This is a genomic window from Pseudomonas sp. C8002 (assembly GCF_013385765.1).
GTDB lineage: Bacteria > Pseudomonadota > Gammaproteobacteria > Pseudomonadales > Pseudomonadaceae > Aquipseudomonas.
On record NZ_JACAPJ010000007.1, the window covers coordinates 183933 to 210120 of the forward strand.

Below are 26188 nucleotides of genomic sequence, written 5' to 3' on the forward strand. Positions count from 1 at the left end.
GAATGCAGTGTGTCAGCCAAAAAATCTGGCACTGGTACTGCGCATTCGCGAGCAAGCCCGCTCCCACATGGGGTCTTCATCGGCTGGAAGTCAGGCGTCCGGTCGCAGGATCAGCACGCCCAATGGCGGCAGGTTCAACGACAGCGACAACGGCTGCCCATGCCTGGGCTCCTCCTCCGTAAACGCCCCGCCACCGTTGCCGAAGTTGGAACCGGCATAGGTGTCGGCATCGCTGTTGATCACCTCGCTCCAGCGCCCGGCAAACGGCACGCCGACCTTGTAGGCCTCACGCGGCACCGGCGTGAAGTTGGCCACCACCAGCACCGGCCTGCCATCCTTGCTCCAGCGCAACCAGGCGTAGACGCTGTTGATCGCATCATCCCCAATCAACCACTGGAAGCCCTGTGGTGCGTCGTCCTGGTCGTGCAGCGCGGGTTCTTCGCGATACAGGCGGTTGAGGTCGCCCACCAGTTTCTGCACGCCCCGGTGTTCGGGGTATTGCAGCAGGTACCAGTCCAGTTGCTGATCGTGGTTCCACTCGCGCCATTGGCCGAACTCGCAGCCCATGAACAGCAGCTTCTTGCCCGGGTGCATCCACATGAAGCTAAGGTACGCCCGCAGGTTGGCAAATTTCTGCCAGCGGTCGCCGGGCATCTTGTCGATCAACGAGTGTTTGCCGTGCACCACTTCATCGTGGGAAATCGGCAGGATAAACCGCTCGGACCAGGCATACACCAGGCCGAAACTCAGCTCGTTGTGGTGATGGGCACGGTACACCGGGTCCTGCTGGATGTAGTGCAGCGAATCGTGCATCCAGCCCATGTTCCACTTGTAGTTGAACCCCAGGCCGCCCTGTTGGGTCGGCTGGCTCACGCCGGGCCATGCGGTGGACTCTTCGGCGATCACCAACGCGCCTGGGGCTTCCAGGGCGACTACGTCGTTGAGGTGACGCAGGAAGTCGATAGCTTCGAGGTTTTCACGACCACCGTGGCGGTTCGGCACCCATTCACCGGCCTTGCGCGAATAGTCGCGATACAGCATCGACGCCACGGCATCCACCCGCAGGCCGTCGATATGGAAATGCTTGAGCCAGTGCAACGCCGACGCCAGCATGAAGCCATGGACTTCGGTGCGCCCGAGGTTGTAGATCAGAGTGTCCCAATCCTGGTGGAAGCCTTCCAGCGGGTTGGCGTATTCGTACAGCGCGGTGCCGTCGAATTGCGCCAGGCCGTGGGTATCGGTGGGGAAATGCGCCGGCACCCAATCCAGGATCACGCCGATGTCGGCCTGATGGCAGGCGTTGACGAAAAACGCGAAATCCTCCGGCGAGCCGAAACGTGCCGTCGGGGCAAATTGCGACAGCGCCTGATAACCCCACGAGCCGCCGAACGGGTGCTCCATGATCGGCATCAGTTCGATATGGGTGAAGCCCAACTGCTGTACATAAGGGATCAGCCGCTCGGTCAGCTCGCGCCAACTGTACTGGCGGGACACCTCGCCGACTTCATCCAGCTCGCACTGCCAGGAACCGGCATGCAACTCGTAGATCGACAAGGGTGCGCTGGGTTTCTGCCGCTCGCTGCGCGATTGCATCCAGTCGTGGTCCTGCCAGTCGACCTGCAGCGGCGAAGCGACCTTGGACGCAGTATCCGGCGGCAGTTGCGTGGCCAGGGCCATGGGGTCGGCCTTGAGCGGCAGAATCCCGTGGGCACCGAGGATTTCATACTTGTAGGCCGCGCCGGGTTGCAGGCGCGGGATGAAAATCTCCCACACACCGGACGGATGGCGCAGGCGCATCGGATGACGGCGCCCGTCCCAGATATTGAAGTCGCCCACCACCGAGACCCGGCGGGCATTCGGTGCCCATACCGCAAAACGCACGCCCTGGACACCGTCGACGCTGGTCACTTGTGCCCCGAGGCAACTGCTCAGGTCGCGGTGATTGCCTTCGGCAAACAGGTACAGGTCCATCTCCCCCAGCAGCAGTTGCTGGAAGCTGTAAGGGTCTTCGGTGATCTGTTCGCCACCGGCCCACTGGATCTTCAGCAAGTACGCCTGACGGCTGCCGAAATGCCCGACAAACAAGCCCGGCACCTGGGTCGCATCGAGGCTGCCGATGTGCTCGCCGCTGTCGCGGGCCAGGACCTGGACACTCAGTGCTTCCGGCAGGAAGGCGCGAATGAACTGGCCGCCCTGCTCGTCGTCATGGGGACCCAGGATCGAGAATGGATCATGGTGCTCGGCCCGCACCAGGGCTTCGATATCAGCAGGCTTGGGCATCACACTCAACTTTTCCTGCAGCGGTTCTTTGCTTGTAAAACTCATGACGTCTCCCCACCGCGTACAGTTTTCGATATTGGTTTCAACCCGCTGAGCAGCCCGTGCAAACCTTGCAACGGCACCGGCAACCAGCTCGGGCGATTCTCTGCTTCGTAGGCCACTTCGTACGCGGCCTTCTCCAGGCTGAACAACGCCAGCGCTGCGTCCTGGCCTTTGGCATCCTGCCAGTCATGGGCCAGTGTAGTCGTGGCAGCGTGATAGGCCTGGATAAATGCCTGCCTGGCCTCATGCAAGTAGCGATCCGCCACACGTTGCCGGGACGCATTGGCCTCGGGCGACTGGTCGACGCCCTGCACATTCACCGCCATGGCCGCCGCGTAATCAAACGAGCGCAGCACCCCGCTCACATCCTTGTACGGGCTGTGTTTGCCGCGACGCTCAGGCAACGGCCGCGCCGGTTCGCCCTCGAAGTCGATGAGGTAGGCATCGCCCTTGACCACCAGTACCTGGCCCAGGTGCAGGTCGCCGTGCACGCGAATGCGCAACCCGCCCACCGTGGCTTTCGCCAGGTCCTGAACGTGACTGGCGATGGCCTTTTTCTGCTCCAGTAAAGCACTGACCAACGCCTGATCGGCAGGGTTCAACTTGGTTTGATGCTGTTTGAGCAACTGCAAGGCGTGGTCGATTTGCGCGCCCACGTGCCTGGCCCAGCCCTGGCTGTCCTTGAGGGTTGTGACCTCGGGCTTGAACGCCTTGTTAGTGGTGGGCGCCGCCAGCACCAGGTGCATCTCGCCCAGGCGCTGGCCGAGCAAGCCGGCGAAATCCGCCAGCTCGCCAAGGGCGTTGTAGTGCTGTTCCTGCTCGGACATGGCTTCGGCCAGTTCGTCGCGAATCGCTCGCTCCAGGTTATTCTGGGTCCAGCCCCAAGCGTCGCCCTGGTTGCTCAGGTAACCCTGGGCGATCATCAGCAGGTTGTCCTGGCCATCGGCATCGTGGCGGATCACCGAGCCCAACAGCGGCGAGATATGCTCGTAGCCGGCCTCGGTCAGGTAGGCGCCCATTTCCAGCTCGGGGTGAACCCCGGCGCTGACTTTTCGGATCAACTTGAGCACCAGGCTGCCGCCCACCACCACGGAACTGTTGGACTGCTCCGCCGCGAGGTAGCGCACTTCCGACTCGTCGTTCAATTCCAGTTTGGCCAACTGCGCCGTGGGCTCGAAGCGAATCTCGCCATCGGTGGAGTCGAGGACGGTTTTGGCCTGCAGGCCTTGGATCACGCCGCGGATATAAGTGTCGAGGCTGAAGGCATCGGTCACCAAACCTACCTGACGCACTCGCCGTACACGGGCAAGCGCGAGTTGTTGCGGCAAGGCGCTGGTGAACTGGTCTTCGCCAAGGAAGCCGAACGGCAGTTGATAGCGGCTGACCTGGCCGGCGCTGGTGACTTCGATTTCACTGAGCAGCACCGGATGCTGCGGGTCGCCGAAGCGCACGCCATAAGCGATGTGCACGCTGTCGATTGCCGTATCCTTGCTGGCAAACCAGCGGCGCTTGGGCAGCCACGCCGGCAACGCATTCTGCTCCAGAGAGGTGCGGCACGGTGCTTCGAGCAATTCTTCCATGCGTTTCTTCAGCACCAGGGTGGTGAAGTCCGGGATGCTTTGCGCCGGTTCCACGTGCCAGCTTGGCATCTGGTTTTCCGCCGCCAGCACGAACCAATAGAAGCCATACGGCGCCAGGGTCAGCAGGAAATTCAGCTGGCCAATGGGCGGGAAGGCATTGCCACCGAGCATCTCCACCGGAACCATGCCGGCAAACGCCGAGAGGTCCAGTTCTGCCGCCTGGGCACTGCGGGACACGTTGGCCACGCACAGGATGATTTCATTCTTGCCATCGGCGCCTGCGTATTCGCGGGTATACGCCAGAATGCGGCGGTTGCTGGGCGAGAGCATTTTCAGGCTGCCGCGACCGAACGCCTTGGACTGTTTACGCACCGCGAGCATGCGCCGCGTCCAGTTCAGCAACGAGTGCGGGTCCTGGGTCTGGGTTTCGACGTTGACCGACTGGTAGCCGTATTGCGGGTCCATGATCGGCGGCAATACCAGGCTGGCCGGGTCGGCGCGGGAGAAGCCGCCGTTGCGGTCGATGGACCATTGCATCGGCGTACGCACGCCGTCGCGGTCACCGAGGTAGATGTTGTCGCCCATGCCGATCTCATCGCCGTAGTACAGGGTCGGCGTGCCCGGCATCGACAGCAGCAGGCTGTTGAGCAGCTCGATGCGCCGGCGGTCGCGCTCCATCAGCGGCGCCAGGCGGCGGCGAATCCCCAGGTTGATACGTGCACGGCGGTCGGCAGCGTAATAGTTCCAGAGGTAGTCGCGCTCTTTGTCGGTGACCATTTCCAGGGTCAGTTCATCGTGGTTGCGCAGGAAGATTGCCCATTGGCAATTGGCCGGGATCTCCGGGGTCTGGCGCAGGATGTCGGTGATCGGGAAACGGTCTTCCTGGGCCAGCGCCATGTACATGCGCGGCATCAGCGGGAAGTGGAACGCCATGTGGCACTCATCGCCGTCGTCGCCCTTTTTGTCCCCGAAGTACAACTGCGTGTCTTCCGGCCATTGGTTGGCTTCGGCCAGGAGCATGCGGTCGGGGTAGTTGGCGTCGATCTCGGCGCGGATCTGCTTGAGCACGTCGTGGGTTTCGGGGAGGTTTTCGTTGTTGGTGCCGTCGCGCTCGATCAGGTACGGAATGGCATCCAGGCGCAGGCCGTCGATGCCCATGTCGAGCCAGTAGCGCATCACCGACAGGACGGCTTTCATGACCTGCGGGTTGTCGAAGTTGAGGTCCGGCTGGTGGGAGTAAAAGCGGTGCCAGAAGTATTGGCCGGCGACCGGGTCCCAGGTCCAGTTGGACTTTTCGGTGTCGAGGAAAATGATCCGGGTGCCGTCGTATTTCTGGTCGTCATCGGACCATACATAGAAATCCCGCGCCGCCGAGCCGGGCTTGGCCTTGCGGGCCCGCTGGAACCATGGGTGCTGGTCGGAGGTGTGGTTGATCACCAGCTCGGTGATCACCCGCAGCCCGCGTTTATGGGCTTCGGCGATAAAGCGCTTGGCGTCGGCCATGGTCCCGTAGTCGCTGTGCACACCGCGGTATTCGGCGATGTCATAGCCATCGTCACGGCGTGGCGAGGGGTAGAACGGTAGTAGCCAGATGGTGTTCACACCAAGGTCGGCGATGTAGTCGAGCTTGGCGATCAGCCCGGGAAAATCACCGATGCCGTCGTTGTTGGAGTCGAAATACGATTTGACGTGAACCTGATAAATCACCGCGTCCTTGTACCAGAGCGGATCTTTGATAAAGGTGGCAGCCTTGGGTTTCTTCGCCATTGGAAACTCCTGGGAATTCGAAAAATTCTGCCTGAAGGAACTCGGTCAATGTGGGAGCTGGCTTGCTCGCGAAAGCGGTATATCAGTGGACCGATTCGGAGACTGACACTCCGCTTTCGCGAGCAAGCCCGCTCCCACCTTTGATCTCCAGTGGTTTGGAGATCGGTGTCGATTCAGGAAACGGTAATGCGCCAGATGCCGAATGGCTGATGCCACGGTTCGATGCGCATCCACTGGGTCTTGCCGTACCAGGTCCAGCGGTGGCCGGTCATCAGGTCTTCGCCCTGGGTCTGGGCATCGTCCGGCAAGCCCAGCTCCCACAGCGGCAACTCGAAATTGGCCTCCTGGGCGTTGAACGGGTCGAGACTCACGGCCACCAGGATAAAGTTGCTGCCATCCTCGCTGCGTTTGCCGAAGTACAGGATGTTGTCGTTCCACGCGTTGTAGAGTTTGAGCCCCAGGTGCGTCTGCAAGGCCGGGTTCTGCCGGCGGATGCGGTTGAGCTGGGCGATCTCGGCAATGATGTTGCCCGGCGCCGTGAAGTCTCGCGGGCGGATCTCGTACTTCTCCGAGTCCAGGTACTCTTCCTTGCCCGGCACCGGGGCCGCTTCGCACAGTTCAAAACCCGAGTACATGCCCCACAGGCCTGAGCCCATGGTGGCCAACGCGGCGCGGATCAAGAAGCCGGCGCGGCCGGATTCATGCAGGAAGCCGGGGTTGATGTCCGGGGTGTTGACGAAGAAGTTCGGCCGGAAGCACTCGCGCCACGGCGACTCGTTCAGTTCGCTCAGGTACTCGCTCAACTCGGCCTTGGTGTTGCGCCAGGTGAAGTAGGTGTAGCTCTGGGAGTAACCAACCTTGCCCAGGCGCGCCATCATCGCCGGGGTGGTGAAGGCTTCGGCGAGGAAGATCACTTCGGGGTATTTAGAACGCACATCGCTGATCAGCCATTGCCAGAACGGCAGCGGCTTGGTGTGGGGGTTGTCGACGCGAAAGGTCTTCACGCCCTCTTCCACCCAACCGACCACGATGTCGCGCAACTCGACCCACAGGCTGGGAATCGCGTCGGCCGCGTAGAAGTCGACGTTGACGATGTCCTGGTATTTCTTCGGCGGGTTCTCGGCGTATTTGATCGTGCCGTCGGGCCGCCAGTTGAACCAGCCCGGATGCTGTTTGAGCCACGGGTGGTCCTGGGAGCACTGGATGGCAAAATCCAGCGCGATTTCCAGGCCATGGTCGGCGGCGGCCTTGACCAGGTTGCGGAAATCCTCACGGGTGCCCAACTGCGAATGGATCGCCTCGTGGCCGCCCTCTTCGCTGCCGATGGCATACGGGCTGCCCGGGTCGTCCGGCCCGGCGGTCAGGGAATTGTTCTTGCCCTTGCGGTGGCTGCGACCGATCGGATGGATCGGCGGGAAGTACAGCACGTCAAAGCCCATGTCGTGGATCATCGACAGCCGTGAGTGCACATCGTTGAATGTGCCATGGCGCGCGGGATCGTCGGTGATCGAGCGGGGAAACAACTCGTACCAGCTGGCAAATTGCGCAGCCTCGCGCTCTACATTAATCGGATACACCGGGCTGATGCTCAAATAGGCGCGGTGATCGGCCTGGGTCATCAGGTGTGCACTGTCTTCGTGCAGGAACAACGCGACCTGCTCGGTTTCCAGCAAACCGGAGAGTTCGTGGTGCAGCAACATCAAGCGGTCACGCAGCTCATTGTCACTGCGCTCGGCGGCTTGCAAGACCTGGCTGCGGCCTTCCTGCAACTCCAGGCTGACCGGCACCCCGGCCTCGTGTTTCTTGCTCAGTTCGTAGCGAAAGCTGGCAAACGTGTCGATCCAGGCTTCGATGCAATACTCATGCGGGCCCTGGGCGGTCACGGTGAATGCGCCTTCCCAGCCGTTGTTGCCGACATCGGTCATCACCACGCTGTGCCAGCTTTCTTCACTGCGCGGGCGCCAGCGGATCATCACCGCAAGCTTGTCGTGGCCATCAGCGAACACCTTGCTGGCAACCTGCACGCGCTGGCCAACCACAGCCTTGACCGCGAACTCGCCGCCATCGATCACCGGGGTCGTGCTTTCAATCGCGATCCTTGGCAGCAACAGCGCCTGGGACAGCGGTAATGTGGAGGTTGAATCGTCTTGAGTCAGTGTTTCAGCAGTCATCGAGCATCTCCCCTTAACGCCCAGTGGACGCTCTTGTGCTTGATTCAAATTCTGAAACGACGCCACTCTCCCTGAGCAGGGCCGTCTAGGTTCCGAGCATGCCGACGAGTGAAAAGTTCAGGCGGATATCCCGCCATCGGGCGGGGAATCAAATCCACCACGCGATTGTCCACCGATAGAGCAAAGCACAAAGGAGGCCATACCGATGAATATCCCTATTCCGGCTGAAACGCCTGATCCCAATATAGATAAGCCCACATTACCGCCGACCGAACCCGACCCGGTTCCCGAGCAGGAACCGCCAGGCACACAGCCACCACCGGTGGAGGAACCACCGACGACCATGCCGCCGGTGATTGTCTGAAGAGACCGATCACAGGAAGTAAAAAGCGGAAGCTTCAGGCTTCCGCGTTTACTTGAATCTATAAGCTGCAACTTCATTCACAAAAAATTATAAAGAACTGTCAAAACCGACAGTATCAGCCGAGACGAACGCCGCCCATGATCAAAGTGCGCGACGCGCGAACAACAGAACAATAAACCTCTCGGAGATACCTCATGAAAAGAACAGCCGCCTACCTGCTGCTTTCCCTTTGCACCTTGACCGCCTGCACCACCGAACCCTCCGGCCCGCTCGATACGGAAATCGCAAGCAAATTAAACAACCGCTACCAGGACACCGCTGCTCAGTGTGCCGAAGGCGTGGCCCTGTATCACTGCAATGGGGTGCTTATTCGCGTCACTGACAGCCTCATAGCATCGCCCGGCGAGCTTGAGCGCAATGCCGCCGCATTCTCTTACCTGCGAGCCGACCTGGGTATCAGGAAGCTGTTTGCACGGGACGCTGGCGTAATAATGTCGGCATTGCCCTCCACCGCAGCGGGCCCAATCAGCGTGCGCTGCTCTTTTCCCACCAATGGTGCGACAGGTGACCGCCCGGATGGATGCGGCGAAACCTCCAGGGAGCTGCCAGGCTACCAGCGTGAATGGAGCCGGCACTGCGATGAGCAAGGCGTGGTGGATGGCCCCACCTGGATGGCCCACTTCAACAAAGTCAAACCGGCTTATTTTTTTATGTGTGCGTTTCGTGGATCGGCGCAGCAGTTTTCTCTAAGCATCACTGTCAGAAAACTGATGCCGGCAAACTATATTGAAGATTGGAATGAAGTCGTCACCTCAGCCTGGACAGTGTCCGAGATTGATAACGTCCCCTTCCAGGCTTTCTTCTATAACGCTGCCAACTTGCCAGGAAGAGATGCGGCCAAGAAACTTCAGCGCGAGTATTACGGCTATACGCAGCGCCTGCTTCCGGTGGTTCGTGTTGACTTGCTCGCTCAAGACCAACGCATATTCGCGTATCACAAAGAAGATCAAATCACCATTCCGGTACAGTGATCAATACAGCAGGAGCGTGAAGTTGCACACGCCTCGACATCACGCTGTCAGCCCATTCACGCGCGACCTGATGAAACATACGGCGACTAATTCTTTTCCAATAGCCTGACGATTCTTGGCATCACACTGAACACCGCCAAGGCCAACAACGTGCTGAGTACCGCCGTGGATTCCCGCCCCATTCCCGCCGCCACCCCAATGGCGGCGGTCATCCACAAGCCGGCGGCGGTGGTCAGGCCTTTGACGTGCTGACCCTCCTCGTCTTCCTTGCCCTTTAGGATGGTGCCGGCGCCAAGAAAGCCGATGCCCGCGATCACGCCCTGCAGCACTCGGCTCATGGCGTCTGCCTGGGAGCCGGACATGCTCGGCACCAACACGAACAGCGCGGCGCCCAGGGCCACGAGCATGTGGGTGCGTACCCCGGCGGCCTTGCCTTTCTGTTCGCGCTCGTAACCCAGGATCCCGCCCAATATCGCCGCAATCAGCAGCCGAACGGTGATTTGCGTGAGTTGCCGGGCATCGCCGATATCGGCAAATTCCGCTTGCAGGGTTACCCAGACTTCATGCCACCAGGCGTCCATGGACGTTTCCTTGTTGGGGGTCGATAGAACATGGACAGCATCGACCGTCAGTCAGTTGCGCAGAACCATTGCCTGCGCATCCCACCCTAATCAGTAATAGCCCACAAAAAGGAGATCGATATGCCCGTACGTATCGAAGGTCAGCAATGTTTCTTCACCGTCGATGTGGACGGCCACGAGAAACAACTGGAAGCCACCCATGTCACGGTCGAAACCGACAGCGAGAAATCCATGTCGTTCGTGAAGCTGAACGGTGACCGCACCTATATCACCGAAGCCGAAGCCGACGCATTGACCGTAGCGGGTGCCAAAGACGGCCGTAAGCACTTGAAAGCTACCGACGGTGATTCGGTGATTTGATTGACCTGGATCAGCCCCGCCTCAAAAGCGCTGCACCCCGCGCACCACCGGGTGCAGCACATTGTCGCAGGCATGCACGGGCGGCCCATCTGATCCGCTTTTTATCGCCATACCTGAGTCTGTTATGCAAACAGAGCGCCGGTCATAGTTCATCTGCCTGATGGAGGCTGATGAGCGAAAGACCATGAGCGATAGAATCCCCGTCCGAACCGTAGAAGTGTTTGAGCCTGCACATCCAAAGAAGATGAAGGCCAAATCCAGCGACAACCTGATTCACACCCGCAGTTTTACCGGCCTGTTCCGTACCTTGCGCGTGGCAGGCGCAGGCTTTCTGTTCCTGGCATTTTTCGGCACCGTGTGGCTGAACTGGGGCGGACGGCAGGCGGTGTTATGGGACCTGGCTGAAAGCAAATTCCACATCTTCGGTGCCACGTTCTGGCCCCAGGATTTCATCCTGCTGTCGGCGCTGTTGATCATCTGCGCGTTCGGCCTGTTCGCCATCACCGTATTCGCAGGGCGTGTGTGGTGTGGCTATACCTGCCCGCAAAGCTCGTTTACCTGGTTGTTCATGTGGTGCGAAAAGGTCACTGAAGGCGAGCGAAACCAACGTATCAAGCTGCAAGCTGCGCCCTGGAGCCTGGACAAGCTGGCGCGGCGCTCGGCCAAGCACACGCTGTGGCTGGGGATCAGCGTGCTGACCGGGCTGACATTTGTCGGCTACTTCACGCCGATCCGGCCGCTGGCCGAGGAGCTGCTGACCTGGCAGATGGGTGGCGTAAGCCTGTTCTGGGTGCTGTTCTTTACCGGCGCCACCTACATCAACGCCGGCTGGCTGCGTGAAGCGGTGTGCATGCACATGTGCCCGTATGCGCGGTTCCAGAGTGTGATGTTCGACAAGGACACCCTGACCATTTCCTACGACGTAGCCCGCGGCGAGAACCGTGGCCCGCGCAAACGAGACGTGCAACCGGCGGACGTCGGCCTGGGTGATTGCATCGACTGCCAGCTGTGCGTGCAGGTATGCCCCACCGGCATCGACATCCGTGACGGCCTGCAAATGGAATGCATCGGCTGCGCCGCGTGTATTGATGCCTGTGATTCGATCATGGATAAAATGGGCTATGCCCGCGGCCTGGTCAGCTACACCTCTGAGCATCAGTTGCAAGGTGGCAAGACCCATCTGCTCAGGCCACGCCTGATCGGCTACAGTGCCGTGCTGCTGGTGATGATCGGCGCGCTGGTGGTGGCGCTGGTGGAACGCCCGATGGTGTCGCTGGACGTGACCAAGGACCGGGGGATGTTCCGCGAGAACAGTGACGGCTTGATCGAGAACATCTACAGCCTCAAGGTCATCAACAAGACCCAGCAGCGCCAGGATTACCGCCTGGAGCTGATGGACGGCGACGGCTTCCAGCTGCAGGGCAAGACCGAGATCAGCCTGGCACCAGGTGAGATTACCGATGTGCCGGTGTCGGTGGCGATGACCGCAGAGAAGCCGGCCAGCAGTTCGCAGACGATCCGCTTCAAGGTCTCGGATGTGGATGAGCCGTGGATTTACAGCGCGGCGGACAGCCGGTTTGTGGCGCCATTGAATCGCTGAGCCCAAGCTTTCAGCAACACTGGAGATCAAATGTGGGAGCGGGCTTGCTCGCGAAAGCGGTGTGCCAGTCAATGGATACATCAACTGAAAGATTGCTTTCGCGAGCAAGCCCGCTCCCACCGTTTGATCTGTGTTCAATCAGAAAAATTTGTTCAAAGCACTGAGCCCCAATGAAACGCTACGAAAAATTCGCCGACGACATCGCAGAACTGATCCGCTCCGGCGTGCTCGGGCCCGGCCAGCGCGTGCCTTCGGTGCGTTATGCCAGCCAGACATACGGTGTCAGCCCGTCCACGGTGTTCCAGGCGTACTACCTGCTGGAGCGACGCGGGCTGATCCGCGCCCGGCCGCGCTCCGGGTACTTCGTCAACACCCATGCGCCCAGCCCGTTTTCCGAGCCGGTGGTGAGTGCCCATGTGCACGAGTCCACCGAGGTGGACGTCAGCGAATTGGTGTTCTCGGTGCTCGATTCCATCAAGGACCCGCAAACCGTGCCCTTCGGCTCGGCCTTCCCCAGCCCGACGCTGTTCCCGCTGCAACGCCTGGCCCGTTCCCTGGCCAGCGCCAGCCGGGAAATGGACCCGCGCATGGTGGTCACCGACATGTCGCCGGGCAACCCGCAACTGCGCCGGCAAATTGCCTTGCGCTACATGGTGGGCGGGCTGATGCTGCCCATGGAAGAACTGTTGATCACCAACGGCGCCCTTGAAGCACTGAACCTGTGCCTGCAAGCCGTGACCGAGCCGGGCGACCTGGTGGCCATCGAAGCACCGGCGTTCTACGCCAGCCTGCAAATCCTCGAGCGCCTGAAACTCAAGGCGGTGGAAATCCCCGTACACCCACGCGATGGCATCGACCTCAAGGTGCTGGCGCAAAGCCTGGAGCGCTACCCGATCAAGGCCTGCTGGTGCATGACCAGTTTCCAGAACCCGATGGGCGCAACCATGCCCGAGGCCCGGAAACAGGAACTGGTGGAGTTACTGCGCAGCCACCAGGTGCCGCTGATCGAAGACGACGTGTACGCCGAGTTGTACTACGGTCAACAGGCGCCCAAACCGGCGAAGGCGTTCGACACCGAAGGCCTGGTGATGCATTGCGGCTCGTTCGCCAAGAGCCTGGCTCCGGGCTACCGCATCGGCTGGGTCGCCGCCGGACGTTATGCGCAGAAGATCGAGCGGCTGAAGTTGATGACGTCGCTGTGTGCCTCGATGCCCGCCCAGGCGGCGATTGCCGATTACCTGCAACACGGCGGGTACGACCGGCACCTGCGTAAATTGCGTTACGCGCTGGAAGAACAGCAAAGCGCCATGCTCGCCGCCATCGCGCGCTATTTCCCGGCGCAGACACGGGTCAGCCAGCCTGCCGGCGGGTACTTCCTGTGGCTGGAATTGCCGGAACAAACCGACTCGTTGAAGTTGTTCCAGATGGCGCTGGCCCAGGGCATCAGCATCGCACCGGGACCGATCTTCTCGCCGACACAGCGCTTCAGGAACTGCATTCGCTTGAACTACGGCAGCCCGTGGGATGAGTCGTGTGAGAAGGCGATGGAGACGCTGGGGAAGATTGTGCGGTCGTTTTAACCTACGGATGGGAACCGTAGCCGGGCTAAGAACCACACAGGAGTGCGCTATTTCTTACGATAGAAAGAGCGCATTCACTTGGTTCACATCAGAGATGCCTTATGACTATTTCTTCAGCTGCCGGCCTGCGACCCCTTCCCGTTCCTCCCCACTATATGCGTGCCGCAGAGCAGCAACAGGTGCGCGAAATGACAGGCGCTACCGGGCGCCCCGCGGGAGATCATCGATCGAGTGACCAGATTACCGAACAAAGCCCTGTGCTGAAGAACTTCCTGGATAACCGCGACCACTACGAAGTGAGCGATGACCTGAAGCGCCAGGTGGGTGACTGGAGCACGGCCAACCAAGACCCGGACTCTCGCGCCGACGCCACCTACAACCTGGATAAGGTACTGCGATTTATCGACAACGTGGACGATCTCAAATTAAGCGCCAGCCATAGCCGCAACGGTGTCCTGGACGGTTTTTCGAATCACGGCTACGCCATTCATCCAGACTCGGAGGCCAGCCTGCTCAAGGCGTTTTCCCTCAGGGGCTATGAAGCGCTGCGCGGCGCCTGATACCTGGGCTGTGGCGAGCGGCGTGCCCCTCGCCACAGGCGGTACAAAACTACCGACCGCCCGCCAGGTCAAGAAAGGTTCCCGTCGCATAGGACGCCTTGTCCGAGAGCAGCCAGATAATCCCTTCCGCGACTTCCTCTGCACGCCCGCCACGGGCCATGGGGATGCCCGGTTCAAGCTTGCTGACCCGATCCGGGTCGCCGCTCAGGGCGTGGAAGTCGGTGAAAATAAACCCGGGACGCACGCCATTGACCCGGATCCCCTCGCCCGCCACTTCCTTGGAGAGCCCGAGAGTGAAGGTATCCAGCGCGCCCTTGGACGCGGCGTAATCCACATATTCCCCCGGCGAGCCCAACCGCGCGGCGGCCGATGAAACGTTGACGATGCTGCCGCCCTGCCCGCCATGCTTGGGCGACATGCGCAGCAGCGCATGCTTGGCACACAGGATCGGCCCCAGCACATTGGTCCTGAGGGTCTTCAGGATGCGGAACTCGGACATCTCATCGACCCGCGACTTGTGCCCGACGGTACCTGCGTTGTTGACCAGTGCCGTCACCCGGCCCAGTTCGGTATCGACCCGGTGGAACAGGCCAATCACTTCGTCTTCAATGCTCACATCAGCCCGCACGGCAATCGCCTGGGCGCCGAGGGCACGCACTTGCTCAAGTACGCGGTGGGCGGCGTCTTCATCGGCCTGGTAATTGATACAGATGCGATAGCCCTGGGCGGCGGCCAGCAGCGCCGTGGCGGCGCCGATCCCACGACTGCCACCGGTGATGACGACGACTTTGTCCATGTGTAAGGTCTCCTGGTTCAACGTGAGCTGATGGATCCAATACTACCTGCGCCCTGCAGGTTTTGCATGGGCTCACATCACCGAATGCACACTCACCACCTGCTCGGCGCGCTGGATGTCGGCCATGAAACCCTCGGCCGGCAACGGATGCCCCAGCAAATACCCCTGAAGCGAATCGCAGCCCAGCCGGGTGAGGAAGCTCTGCTGTGAGTCGGTCTCTACACCCTCGGCCACAATACGCAGGCCCAGGGCCTGACCGAGGGCAACGATGGCCGAGACGATGGCGGCGTCGTCGCTGTCGTGCTCCAGGTCACGCACGAAGCCCCGGTCGATCTTCAGCTCATTGGCCGGCAGGCGCTTGAGGTACATCAGGCTCGAATAGCCGGTACCGAAGTCGTCGATGGACAGGTCGACGCCCATGTCCGAAAGCTTCTGCAACACCGTCATGCTCGCGTCGGCATCGCTCATGGCGGTGGTTTCGGTGATTTCCAGGGTCAGGCTGTTGGCTGGCAAGCGGTGGCGTTCCAGGGCAGCGGCGACACTCTTGACCAGCCCGGCGTGGCAGAACTGCAACGCCGACAGGTTCACGGCAATGCGCCAGTCGTGATAGCCCTGGGCATACCACACCTGCATCTGGCGGCAGGCTTCGTTGAGTACCCATTCGCCGATGGGGATGATCAGCCCGGTCTTTTCCGCCAGCTCGATAAACTTGTCCGGCAACAACAGGCCTTGTTGCGGGTGCTCCCAGCGCAGCAGCGCCTCGGCACCGACCGGGCGGCCGCTGATGGCGTCGAACTTGGGCTGGTAATAAAGCCGGAACTGCTCGTGCTCCACGGCATTGCGCAAGTCCTGCAGCAGTTGCAGTTGCTTGCGCGCATTGGTGTTCATCGACACGTCGAAAAAGCTGTAGCCGTTCTTGCCCATGCCCTTGGCGTGATACATCGCCGCGTCTGCGTTCATCAGCAGTTCCTGGGGCGTGGCGCCGTTGCCGGGGAACAGCGCGATGCCGATGCTGGCGGAGATTTTCAGCTCATGCTCGGCGACGTGGAAGGCCTGGTTGATCATGCCCACCTGGCGCTCGGCCAGGCGCAACGCATCGTCGGGCTGGCCCAATTGCACCAGCAATACAAACTCGTCACCGCCGATGCGGGCCAGGGTGTCCTGGCTGCGCAAGTCTTCGCGCAGGCGCAGGCCGACTTGCTGCAACAGCTGGTCGCCCATGTGGTGACCAAAAGCGTCATTCACCGGCTTGAAGCCGTCCAGGTCGATAAACATCAGCGCGAAGCAGCCGCCCTCTTCGTTCACCCGCTGTATCGCCTGCTGGATCCGGTCGGCGAGCAGGGTGCGATTGGGCAAGCCGGTGAGCATGTCGTGCAGGGCCAGGTGGGTGAGTTCCTGGTTGGCCTGGGTCAGGGAGTCGGCCAACACCGCGGTGCGGGCTTCCAGGCGGGCATCGGCCAGGGAGGTCAGCAGCGCGATGATCAACACTGCCAGGGTGGTGACCAGCACCAGGTTATCCAGACCCTTGCCACTCAAGCCGTCCAGGGCCGCGCCGCAGAAGCTGCCATCGGCGAAACGCGCGGCGGCCATGCCGGTGTAGTGCATGCCGACAATCGCCACGCCCATCACCATCGCCGCCCCGCCTCGGGCCAACCGCACATACGGCGTGTTGCGCCGCAGGTTGAAGGCAATCCACAACGCCGCCGCCGACGCACCCACGGCAATCAGCAACGAGGCGGTGAACAGCGTGGGGTCGTAGTCGATGCCGGGGGTCATGCGCATGGCGGCCATGCCAGTGTAGTGCATGGCGCTGATGCCGGCGCCCATGATCAATGCGCCAAATGCCAGTTGCCACGCCGGCAAACGCGGCTGGCTCACCAGCCACAAGGCAAAACCGCTGGACAGGATCGCGATCAACAACGACAGCGCCGTGATGCCGACGTCATAGCCGAGGCTGATGGGCAGGCGGAAGGCGAGCATGCCGATAAAGTGCATCGACCAGATCCCCACGCCCATCGCCAGCGCGCCGCCGCCCATCCACAGGTACACCGCGCGGCCCCTGGCAGTGGCGATGCGGCCGGTCAGGTCCAACGCCGTATAGGATGCAAGGATCGCGACGAACAGGGAAATCAGGACCAGGGCGGGGGAATAACTACCGGTGAGCATGGGACTTCTCGTGACCTATGGGCCGAACGGCATCCGTGCCGGGCTGAAAAGTCAGGGATTGTAGCGAGAATAAATCTTGTACACCTGAAATATTGTCGTATAGCCATCATTCAAAATTTGACGCCAATCCGCTGGCTCAAAAACACCGCAGAACCCTTGTGGGAGCGGGCTTGCTCGCGAAAGCGGCGGGTCAGTTCATACACAGTTGACTGACCCACCGTTTTCGCGAGCAAGCCCGCTCCCACACAAGCCGGTACACCAGCCAGAGCGGGGTTTACTTCTTGTCGCTCAGCTGCATTTGGCCATCCCAACCACCGCCCAGTGCAGCGATCAATTGCACACTGGCAACCAGCCGGGTTTGCAGCAGGGTCAGCACCGTACGCTCGTTGCTCAGGGCGGTGGCTTGCACGGTGACCACATCGAGATAGGCGATCAACCCGGCCTTGTATTGGTTCTGGGTCAGGCGCAGGGATTCCCGGGCCGCTTCGAGGGCCTCGTTACTCACGACCGCCTCGTCTTCCAGGACCTTGAGCTGGACCATGTAGTTTTCCACCTCGCGGAAGCCGTCGAGTACGGTCTGGCGGTACTTGGCCACGGTTTCATCGTAGGACGCCTCGGCGCGGTCAACTTCGGCCGAACGCTGGCCCCCGTCGAACAGGGTCATGGCGAGTTTCGGCCCCACCGACCAGAAGCGGTTCGGCAGGCTGATCCAGTCGGCGTAGGTGCTGCTGGAATAGCCGCCGGCCAGGCTCAGGGTCAGGTCCGGGTAGTAAGCGGTCTTGGCCACGCCGATGTTGGCATTGGCCGCGATCACCGAGCGCTCCGCCTGGGCGATATCCGGGCGGCGCTCCAGCAGTTGCGACGGCAGGCTCACCGGAATCTGCGGCAGCGCCGGAATGTCCTTGCTCACCGCCAGGTTGAAGTTGGCCGGCGGCACACCGATCAGCACGGCAATTGCGTTTTCCAGCTGCGCCCGCTGCCAGATCAGGTCGATCATGCTGGCCTGGGTGCTTTTCAGCTGGGTCTGGGCCTGGGCGATGGCGTCCTTGCCCGAGACACCGGCGCGGTATTGGTTCTGGGTCATCTGCAGGGAGCGCTGGTAGGTGTCCACCGTGGCCTGCAGCAAACGGGTCTGTTCGTCCATGACCCGCAGTTGCAGGTAATCCTGCACCAGTTCCGATTGCTGGCTCAGGCGCATCGCCGCAAGATCCGCCGCGCTGGCTTCGGCGCTGGCTTCATTGGCTTCCAGGCCCCGGCGCAGTTTGCCCCAGATATCGGCTTCCCAGCTCACGCCCAACTGGGTGTTGAGGGTGTCGCGAATACCGCTGCTGGAGCTGCTGAGGCTGGCATTACTGCTGCCGGTACCCTGGCTGGCCCGGCTTTTCGAGGCACTCAGGTCAACCGTGGGGAAGAACGCCCCACGGGCACTGCGCACCTGCGAGGCGGCCTGGCGATAACGCGCCTCGGCCTGGGCCACGGTCTGGTTGGAGCTGTTGAGTTTTTCTACCAGCTCATTGAGTTGTTTGTCGCCGTACAGCTCCCACCAGGCGCCCCGGGCCAGCGAGTCGCTGGGCGCGGCCTGGCGCCAGCCCTGGGCCTCTTTGTACTGGGCAGGCTCGGTCAATTCGGGGCGTTTGTAGTCCGGGCCGACGGCGCAGGCGCTGAGCATCACGCCGCACAGGGCCAGGCTCAGCAGCTTTGAGCCGCGAGTCATCGCCAGACGTTGCACGGTGGGAAACGTTGAATCGGTCATAGCGCAGTGTCCAGGGCAGCATCGGTACGCACTCCGCGCCAACCGTTGAAACGGTGGCGCAGGCGGTCGAGATAAAGGTAAACCACAGGCGTGGTGTAAAGGGTCAGGATCTGGCTGAACACCAGCCCGCCGATAATCGTCAGGCCCAGAGGCTGGCGCATTTCCGCGCCTTCGGCCGTGCTGAGCAGCAGCGGCACGGCGCCAAGAATCGCCGCCAGCGTGGTCATCAGGATCGGGCGCAGCCGCACCAGGCAAGCGGCGCGGATCGATTCCAGCGGGCTCATGCCGTCCTTGCGTTCCAGTTGCAGCGCAAGGTCGATCATCAGGATCGCGTTTTTCTTCACCACCCCGATCAGCAGGAACAGCCCCAGCAGCGAGATCAGGCTGAACTCGCCCCCCAGCAGGTAAATCGAAAGCAAGGCGCCCACCCCCGCCGACGGCAAGGTCGACAGAATGGTCAGCGGGTGGATATAGCTCTCATACAGAATCCCCAATACCAGGTACACCGCCACCAGTGCACCGAGGATCATGAACGGCTGGCCTTTCTGGGTGGCAGCGAAGGCGTCGGCCGTACCGGCCATCTTCGCGATCACCTCTTCCGGCAGGCCGACCTTGGCAATCGCCCGCTCAATGGCAGCCGTGCCCTGCTCCACCGTGACGCCGGGCGACATATCAAAGGCAATGTTTTCCGAGGCGAACTGGCCTTCATGGCTGACCCGGTCGTCCGCCAGGCTGTTCTCATAGTGAGCGATGGCCGACAGCGGCACGCGCGCACCGGTGGACGTGATCACCTGCATCTGATTGAGGGTGATCGGGTCCTGGGCGTACTTCGGATTGACCTCCATCACCACCTGGTACTGGTTGAGGCTGTCGTAGATGGTGGAAATCTGCCGCTGACTGTAGGCGTTGTTGAGCACGGCAGTGACCATGTCCATGTCAATGCCCAGGCGCTTGGCCTGGTCGCGGTCGACAATCAACGTCACCTGGGCCGCCCCACGTCCTTCACGGGCATCGATGGCGGTCAGCTCCGGCAGCTCACGCAACGCGGCAACCACTTTCGGGTACCACAGGCGCAGGGCCGCCAGGTCGCCGCTCTGCAGGATGTAGGAATACTGCGAGGTGGTCTGGTCGCGGCCGCCGCCGAATTGCAGGTCCTGGTCAGCCATCAGCATCAGGCGCCCGCCGGGCACCAGTGGCACATTCTTGCGCATGCGCTCGATCACCGCCTGGGCAGAAATCTTGCGTTCGCTGATGGGCTTGAGCCGCACCAGCATCACCGCGTTGTTGGTGCCGCTGTTGCCGCCAATAAAGCCTGCCACGCTCAACACCGCGGGGTCCTGCAGGACGGCCTTGCGGAAAATTTCCATCTTCGGCTGCATCACACTGAATGACAGCCCGTCGTCGCCACGCACAAAGCCGATCAGTTGCCCGGTGTCCTGCTGGGGCATGAAGGTTTTCGGCACCACCACATACAGCGCGACGTTGACGCCGATGGTCACCAACAGGCTGAGCAGCGTCAGGCGCTTGTGACGCAGCACCCAGTCCAGGCTGCGGGCGTAGCCTGCCACCATGCGGTCGTTGATCTTCTGGCTCCAGCGCTGCAAGCCTGTTTCCTGGCCTTTGACATGGGGCTTGAGCCAGCGGGCGCAGAGCATCGGGGTCAGGGTCAGCGACACCACCAGCGAGACGATGATCGCCGCTGCCAGGGTGATGGAAAACTCGCGGAACAGGCTGGTAACGATACCGCCCATGAACAGGATCGAGAGGAACACCGCCACCAGCGAGACGTTCATTGACAGCAAGGTGAAGCCGACTTCCTGGGCCCCCAGGTACGCCGCCTTCATCGGCGGCACACCCTCGTCGATGTGCCGGGAAATGTTCTCCAGCACCACGATGGCATCGTCCACCACCAGGCCGGTGGCGAGGATCAGCGCCATCAGCGACAGGTTGTTCAGGGAAAAGCCGAACAGGTACATCACTGCAAACGTGCCCACCAGCGACACCGGCACCGCCAGGGTGGGAATCAGCGAGGCGCGGAAGTTACCGAGGAACAGGTACACCACCAGGATCACCAGGGCCACGGCAATCAGCAGGGTCATCTCGGCTTCGTGCAAGGTGGCGGTGATCACTGGCGAACGGTCCATGGCCAGGTTCAGCTTGACGCTGGACGGCAACACCGCCTGCAAGGCCGGCAGTTGTGCCTTGATCTGCTTCACCGTCTCGATGATGTTGGCGCCGGACTGGCGGTTGATCACCAGCAGCACCGCCGAGTCATTGTTGAAGAAGCCGCTGTTGTAGCGGTCCTCGACGCCGTCGCTGATCTTCGCCACATCCCCCAGGCGCAAGGCCGCGCCATTCTGGTAGCGGATCAGCAGCGGTTCGTAGTCCTTGGCCTTTTCCAGCTGGTCGTTGGCCTGGATCTGCCAGTTGCGCTGGCTGTCCTCCAACGAACCCTTGGGCCGGCGCACGTTGGCATTGGCGATGGTATTGCGCACATCGTCCAGGGCCACGCCGTACTGGTCGAGGGCCTTGGGTTCCAGTTCGATACGCACGGCGGGCAACGAGCTGCCGCCGATCTGCACTTCACCCACGCCCGGCACCTGGGACAGGCTTTGGGACAGGATGGTCGAGGCCAGGTCGTACAGCTGGCCCTTGGGCAACACGTCCGAGGTCAGGGACAGCACCATGATGGGCGCCTGGGACGGGTTGATCTTCTTGTAGGTGGGCATGCTGCGCATGCCACTGGGCAGCAGGTTACGCGAGGCGTTGATCGCCGCTTGCACTTCCCGCGCCGCGCCGTTGATGTCGCGATTGGAGTCGAACGCCAGGATCACCCGGGTCGAACCCTGGCTCGACGAACTGCTCATGGTGGTAATGCCGGCAATCGCGCCGAAGGAACGCTCCAGCGGCGTGGCCACCGTAGACGCCATCACCTCGGGGCTGGCCCCCGGCAAGCTGGCCGACACCACGATCACCGGGAAATCGATCTGCGGCAATGGCGACACCGGCAACAGGTTGAAGCTGACGCCGCCCAGCAGCATGATCGCCAGGCTCAGCAGCATGGTGGCTACCGGCCGGCGAATGAAAGGTCCGGACAGGTTCATGACTCAACCGGCTCCAGGCGCACCGGCTCTTTGCGCCAGCGACGGCCGAGGCGGTCGAAATACAGGTAGATCACCGGGGTGGTAAACAGGGTCAACACCTGGCTCACCAGCAACCCGCCCACCATCACCAGGCCAAGCGGCTGGCGCAACTCGGCGCCGGAGCCGGTGGCGAGCATCAACGGCACGGCACCGAACAGCGCCGCCAGGGTGGTCATCAGGATCGGCCGGAAGCGCAACAGCGCCGCCTGGTAGATCGCGGTTTGCGGGTCCAGGCCCTGGTTGCGCTCAGCGTCGAGGGCAAAGTCGATCATCATGATCGCGTTCTTCTTCACGATGCCGATCAGCAGGATGATGCCGATGATCGCGATCATCCCCAGGTCGTTGCCACTGAGCAGCAAGGCCAGCAAGGCGCCCACCGCTGCCGACGGCAGGGTCGAGAGGATGGTGATCGGGTGGATGTAGCTCTCGTAGAGCACCCCGAGCACGATGTACATGGTCACCACCGCCGCCAGGATCAGCAGCAAGGTACTCGACAGCGAAGCCTCGAATGCCTGGGCCGCGCCCTGGAACTGGGTCTGCACGCCCACCGGCATGCCGATGTCTTTCTGGGTCTGGTTGATCAGGTCGACGCCCTTGCCCAGCGCCACGCCGGGGGCCAGGTTGAACGACATCATCACCGCCGGGAACTGACCGATATGCGCGATTGCCAACTGGGCCTGGCGCTGTTCCACATGGGCCAGGCTCGACAGCCGCACCTGGCCACCGTCGGTGGTTTTCACATGGATCTGGTTCAGGGCGTCCGGGCCGAGGGTTTCACCGGACTGGGCCTGCAATACCACGCGGTACTGGCTGGCCTGGGTGTAGATGGTGGATATCTGCCGCTGGCCGAACGCGTCGTACAGCGCGTCGGTGATGGTCGACACCGACACGCCAAGGCGCGATGCGGCGTCACGGTCGATCACCAGGTACACCTGCAGGCCCTTGTCCTGCAGGTCGCTGGCGACGTCGGAGAGTTCCGGCAACTGGCTGAGGGCGTGTACCAGCTTTTCACTCCACAAGGCCAGCAGCTCGGCGTCCGGCGAGGACATGCTGAACTGGTACTGGGTACGGCTGACGCGGTCTTCGATGGTCAGGTCCTGCACCGGCTGCATGAACAGGCGAATCCCCACCAGCTTGTCCAACTGCGGCTGCAGGCGCGTGATGATCTGCGCCGCGCTCAGGTCCCGTTCGCCGTGGGGCTTGAGGTTGATCAGCAGGCGACCACTGTTGAGGGTGGCGTTATCACCGTCTACCCCGATATAGGACGACAGGCTCTCCACCGCCGGGTCTTCGAGGATGATCTTCGCCAGTTCCTGCTGGCGCTGGCTCATCGCCGCAAAGGAAATCGACTGTGGCGCTTCGGAAATGCCCTGGATCACGCCGGTGTCCTGCACCGGGAAGAAGCCCTTGGGCACTACCATGTACAACACCACGGTCAGGCCCAGGGTGGCGATGGCCACCAGCAGGGTCAGCGGCTGATGCCTGAGCACCCACTGCAACTTGCGCCCGTAGGCCTCGATCAGCCAGTCGATCCAGGCGCCGCTGGCCTTGTAGAAACGGCCCTGCTCGTCCTCTTTCGGCTCACGCTTGAGCAACCGCGCGCACATCATCGGCGTCAGGGTCAGGGACACCACCAGGGAAATCAGGATCGCCACCGCCAGGGTGATCGCGAATTCACGGAACAAGCGCCCCACCACGTCCGCCATGAACAGCAGCGGGATCAATACCGCGATCAGCGACAGGGTCAGGGAAATCAGGGTGAAGCCGATCTGCTTGGCGCCCTTGAGCGCCGCATTGAGCGGTGTATCGCCTTCCTCGATGTAGCGGGAAATGTTCTCCAGCATCACGATGGCGTCGTCCACCACGAAACCGGTGGCGATGGTCAGCGCCATCAGCGTCAGGTTGTTGATGGAGAAACCGGCGAGGTACATCACGCCGAAGGTGCCCACCAGGGACAGCGGCACGGCGATGGAAGGAATGATGGTCGCGCTGAAGCGGCGCAGGAACAGGAACGTCACCATCACCACCAGGGCAATGGCGATCAGCAATTCGTGTTGTACATCCTTGACCGAGGCCCGGATGGTCTGGGTACGGTCGGTAAGCACCGTCACGTCCAGGCCCGCCGGCAGGTTGTCGGTGATGCTTGGCAACAGCGCCTTGATGCGGTCCACCACCTCGATGACGTTGGCCCCGGGCTGGCGCTGGATGTTCAGCAGGACCGCCTGGTTTTCGTTGGCCCAGGCCGCGAGGCGTTCGTTCTCGGCGCCGTCGACGATCTGCGCCACATCCTTGAGCCGCAACGGCGCGCCGTTGTTGTAGGCGAGGATCAGTTCGGCGTATTCCTTGGGCGAGACCAACTGGTCGTTGGCGTCGAGCATCGACACCCGCGTGGGGCCGTCAAAGTTACCCTTGGGCTGGTTGACGTTGGAGGCGGCGATCAGGGTGCGCACATCCGACAGGTTCAGGCCGTTGGCCGCCAGGGCCTCGGGGTTGACCTTGATCCGCACCGCCTGGCGCTGGCCGCCGGCGATGCTGACCATGCCGACGCCGCTGATCTGCGCGATCTTCTGCGCCATGCGCGTGTCGACCAGGTCATTGAGCTTGGGCAGCAACATGGTCTTGGAGGTGATGGCCAGGGTCAGCACCGGGGTATCCGCCGGGTTGACCTTGTTGTACACCGGCGGCGCCGGCAGGTCCTTGGGCAGCAGGTTGGTGGCGGCGTTGATCGCGGCCTGCACCTGTTGCTCGGCGACATCCATGTTGATGTCGAGGTTGAAACGCAGGGTCAGCACCGAGGCGCCGCCGGAGCTGGTGGACGCCATCTGGGTCAGGCCGGGCATCTGCCCGAACTGACGCTCAAGGGGCGCCGTGACCGCGCTGGTCATTACGTCCGGACTGGCGCCGGGGTACAGGGTCATCACCCGGATGGTCGGGTAATCCACCTGGGGCAAGGCCGAGACCGGCAGCAGGCGATAAGCGATCACGCCGGCCAGGACAATGGCCAGCATGCTCAGGGTAGTGGCTACCGGGCGAAGGATGAACAGCCGCGAGAGGTTCATGCGCCGCCCTTTTGCGCCTTGGCGGCATCAGCCGGGCCTTGTTGCGTCTTGGCTGCCGGCTGGCCCTGGAGGTGTTCGGTCGGCGTGGTCGGCACTTCAGTGCTGTCGTTGACCACTTCAATGTCGCTGCCGTCCTTCAGGCGGTCGGTGCCTTCCAGCACCACGCGGTCGCCGGCGGCCAGGCCTTGCTTGACCACGGTGTTGTCGCCGTCGGAATCACCGATCACCAGCGGACGCACCTTGACCTTCTTGTCGCCATCGAGCACGTAGACGAAGGTGCCGGTATTGCCGAACTGAATCGCTGCCGACGGCGCCAGCACCACGTTGTGCAGGGTGTCGGCCAGCAAGTGCACGTTCACGAACTGGTTGGGGAACAGCGCCTGGTCCTTGTTATCGAACCGCGCCTTGAATTTCAGGGTGCCGGTGGTGACGTCGATCTGGTTATCGAGGCTCTGCAGCACGCCCGTGGCTTTCACCGCGACATCGCCACGGTCCCAGGCTTCCACCGGCAGCTTGTTGCCGGCGTGATAACGCGCCAGCACGGTTTCCAGGGTGTTTTCCGGCAACGTGAAGACCACGCTGATGGGTTGGGTCTGGGTGATCACCGCCAGGAAGGTGGTGTCGTTGGCGGCGACGAGGTTGCCCACGTCCACCTGGCGCAGGCCGACACGACCGGTGATCGGGGCGCGGATCTTGGTGAATTCGAGGTTGAGCTTGGCGTCATCCACCGCGCCCTGGTTGGTCTTGACCGTGCCCTGGTACTGCAACACCAGTGCTTCGGCGGTGTCCAGGGTCTGCTTGGCGATACTGTCCTGGGCATACAGGTCGCGATAACGCTGCACGTCGACCTGGGCGTTTTTCAGCTGGGCCTGGTTCTGCAGCAACGTGCCCTGGGCCTGGAGCAAGGCATTCTGGTAACTGCGCGGGTCGATTTCCGCCAGCAGGTCACCGGCCTTGACCATCTGCCCCTCTTCAAAGGCGATCTTGACCAGCTCTCCGCCAACCCGGCTGCGCACATTGATGGTGTTGAGTGCCGTCACCGTACCCAGCGCCTTGTAGTACACCGGGAATTCGCCCAGCACCGCCGGCGCCACACGCACCGGCACCGGGCCAGTAGAACCCCCAAAGCCCGGGCGCATCATCCCCGACTTGCCGGCATGCCCGGCGGGCTTCTTCTCGGCGATGTCCTTGTGGCTCGTGCCAGGCCAGAACTTCCAGCACAGGCCGGCAATGACCAGCAGCACGAGGAGGCCGAACAGCCAGCGGCGGGAGTGACGAGGGGTGGATTGCATGGAGTGATCAACCATTGGGTGCGAGAGCTTCTTCTTCGGGAGGCTGAAAGATAAGCACTGGGG

Annotated in this window: 16 protein-coding genes; 6 read left to right on the plus strand and 10 right to left on the minus strand. The window is 62.0% G+C overall.

Annotated features, from left to right (window positions below; translation table 11 throughout):
- Positions 1 to 90: 90 nt before the first annotated feature.
- The 3 genes from glgB to HX814_RS12230 form a co-directional block, all read right to left on the minus strand.
- On the minus strand, positions 91 to 2325 hold the full coding sequence (gene glgB, locus HX814_RS12220; protein WP_003207521.1) for a 1,4-alpha-glucan branching protein GlgB: 2235 nt from the start codon (positions 2323 to 2325) through the stop codon (positions 91 to 93).
- Complete coding sequence (gene treS, locus HX814_RS12225; protein ID WP_177008563.1) at positions 2322 to 5669, minus strand: maltose alpha-D-glucosyltransferase; 3348 nt, start codon at positions 5667 to 5669, stop codon at positions 2322 to 2324. The genes glgB and treS overlap by 4 nt, the downstream gene beginning before the upstream one ends.
- Positions 5670 to 5842: 173 nt before the next feature.
- On the minus strand, positions 5843 to 7840 hold the full coding sequence (locus HX814_RS12230) for an alpha-1,4-glucan--maltose-1-phosphate maltosyltransferase (protein ID WP_177008564.1): 1998 nt from the start codon (positions 7838 to 7840) through the stop codon (positions 5843 to 5845).
- 205 nt (positions 7841 to 8045) lie between these two features.
- Between HX814_RS12230 and HX814_RS12235 the strand changes: the two genes are divergently transcribed.
- Both HX814_RS12235 and HX814_RS12240 read left to right on the plus strand, forming a co-directional pair.
- On the plus strand, positions 8046 to 8204 hold the full coding sequence (locus HX814_RS12235) for a hypothetical protein (protein ID WP_166742161.1): 159 nt from the start codon (positions 8046 to 8048) through the stop codon (positions 8202 to 8204).
- 194 nt (positions 8205 to 8398) lie between these two features.
- Positions 8399 to 9235, plus strand: a complete 837-nt coding sequence (locus tag HX814_RS12240) for a hypothetical protein (RefSeq protein WP_177008565.1) — start codon at positions 8399 to 8401, stop codon at positions 9233 to 9235.
- Between the two features lie 86 nt (positions 9236 to 9321).
- Here HX814_RS12240 and HX814_RS12245 read toward each other — a convergent pair whose 3' ends face one another.
- Positions 9322 to 9816 (minus strand): MgtC/SapB family protein, encoded by a 495-nt coding sequence (locus HX814_RS12245; RefSeq protein WP_087692384.1) that lies wholly within the window; start codon positions 9814 to 9816, stop codon positions 9322 to 9324.
- Positions 9817 to 9936: 120 nt separating this feature from the next.
- Between HX814_RS12245 and HX814_RS12250 the strand changes: the two genes are divergently transcribed.
- From HX814_RS12250 to HX814_RS12265, 4 genes are all read left to right on the plus strand, one after another.
- Complete coding sequence (locus HX814_RS12250) at positions 9937 to 10176, plus strand: DUF3203 family protein (RefSeq protein ID WP_003207514.1); 240 nt, start codon at positions 9937 to 9939, stop codon at positions 10174 to 10176.
- A 184-nt stretch (positions 10177 to 10360) separates the two neighbouring features.
- Positions 10361 to 11776, plus strand: coding sequence for a cytochrome c oxidase accessory protein CcoG (gene ccoG, locus HX814_RS12255; protein ID WP_023658783.1), 1416 nt, complete (start codon positions 10361 to 10363; stop codon positions 11774 to 11776).
- 170 nt (positions 11777 to 11946) lie between these two features.
- Entirely contained in the window at positions 11947 to 13356 is a 1410-nt protein-coding gene (mapR, locus tag HX814_RS12260; protein ID WP_003207510.1) for a GntR family transcriptional regulator MpaR, read from the plus strand.
- Between the two features lie 188 nt (positions 13357 to 13544).
- Positions 13545 to 13916, plus strand: a complete 372-nt coding sequence (locus tag HX814_RS12265; protein WP_177008566.1) for a hypothetical protein — start codon at positions 13545 to 13547, stop codon at positions 13914 to 13916.
- Positions 13917 to 13965: 49 nt separating this feature from the next.
- On the opposite strand, the gene HX814_RS12270 is transcribed toward HX814_RS12265, so the two are convergent.
- The 6 genes from HX814_RS12270 to HX814_RS12295 form a co-directional block, all read right to left on the minus strand.
- Positions 13966 to 14712, minus strand: a complete 747-nt coding sequence (locus HX814_RS12270) for an SDR family oxidoreductase (RefSeq protein WP_008435175.1) — start codon at positions 14710 to 14712, stop codon at positions 13966 to 13968.
- Between the two features lie 72 nt (positions 14713 to 14784).
- Entirely contained in the window at positions 14785 to 16878 is a 2094-nt protein-coding gene (locus HX814_RS12275) for a bifunctional diguanylate cyclase/phosphodiesterase (RefSeq protein ID WP_003207505.1), read from the minus strand.
- 274 nt (positions 16879 to 17152) lie between these two features.
- A complete protein-coding gene (locus HX814_RS12280; protein WP_003207503.1) occupies positions 17153 to 18631 on the minus strand; it encodes an efflux transporter outer membrane subunit in 1479 nt (492 codons plus the stop codon).
- On the minus strand, positions 18628 to 21735 hold the full coding sequence (locus HX814_RS12285; protein WP_003207502.1) for an efflux RND transporter permease subunit: 3108 nt from the start codon (positions 21733 to 21735) through the stop codon (positions 18628 to 18630). Before HX814_RS12285 ends, HX814_RS12280 begins: the two co-directional genes overlap by 4 nt.
- Positions 21732 to 24833: an MdtB/MuxB family multidrug efflux RND transporter permease subunit gene (locus HX814_RS12290; protein WP_087692387.1), complete on the minus strand. Its 3102-nt coding sequence runs from the start codon at positions 24831 to 24833 to the stop codon at positions 21732 to 21734. Before HX814_RS12290 ends, HX814_RS12285 begins: the two co-directional genes overlap by 4 nt.
- Positions 24830 to 26140 (minus strand): MdtA/MuxA family multidrug efflux RND transporter periplasmic adaptor subunit, encoded by a 1311-nt coding sequence (locus HX814_RS12295; protein ID WP_177008567.1) that lies wholly within the window; start codon positions 26138 to 26140, stop codon positions 24830 to 24832. The genes HX814_RS12290 and HX814_RS12295 overlap by 4 nt, the downstream gene beginning before the upstream one ends.
- Positions 26141 to 26188: the final 48 nt, after the last annotated feature.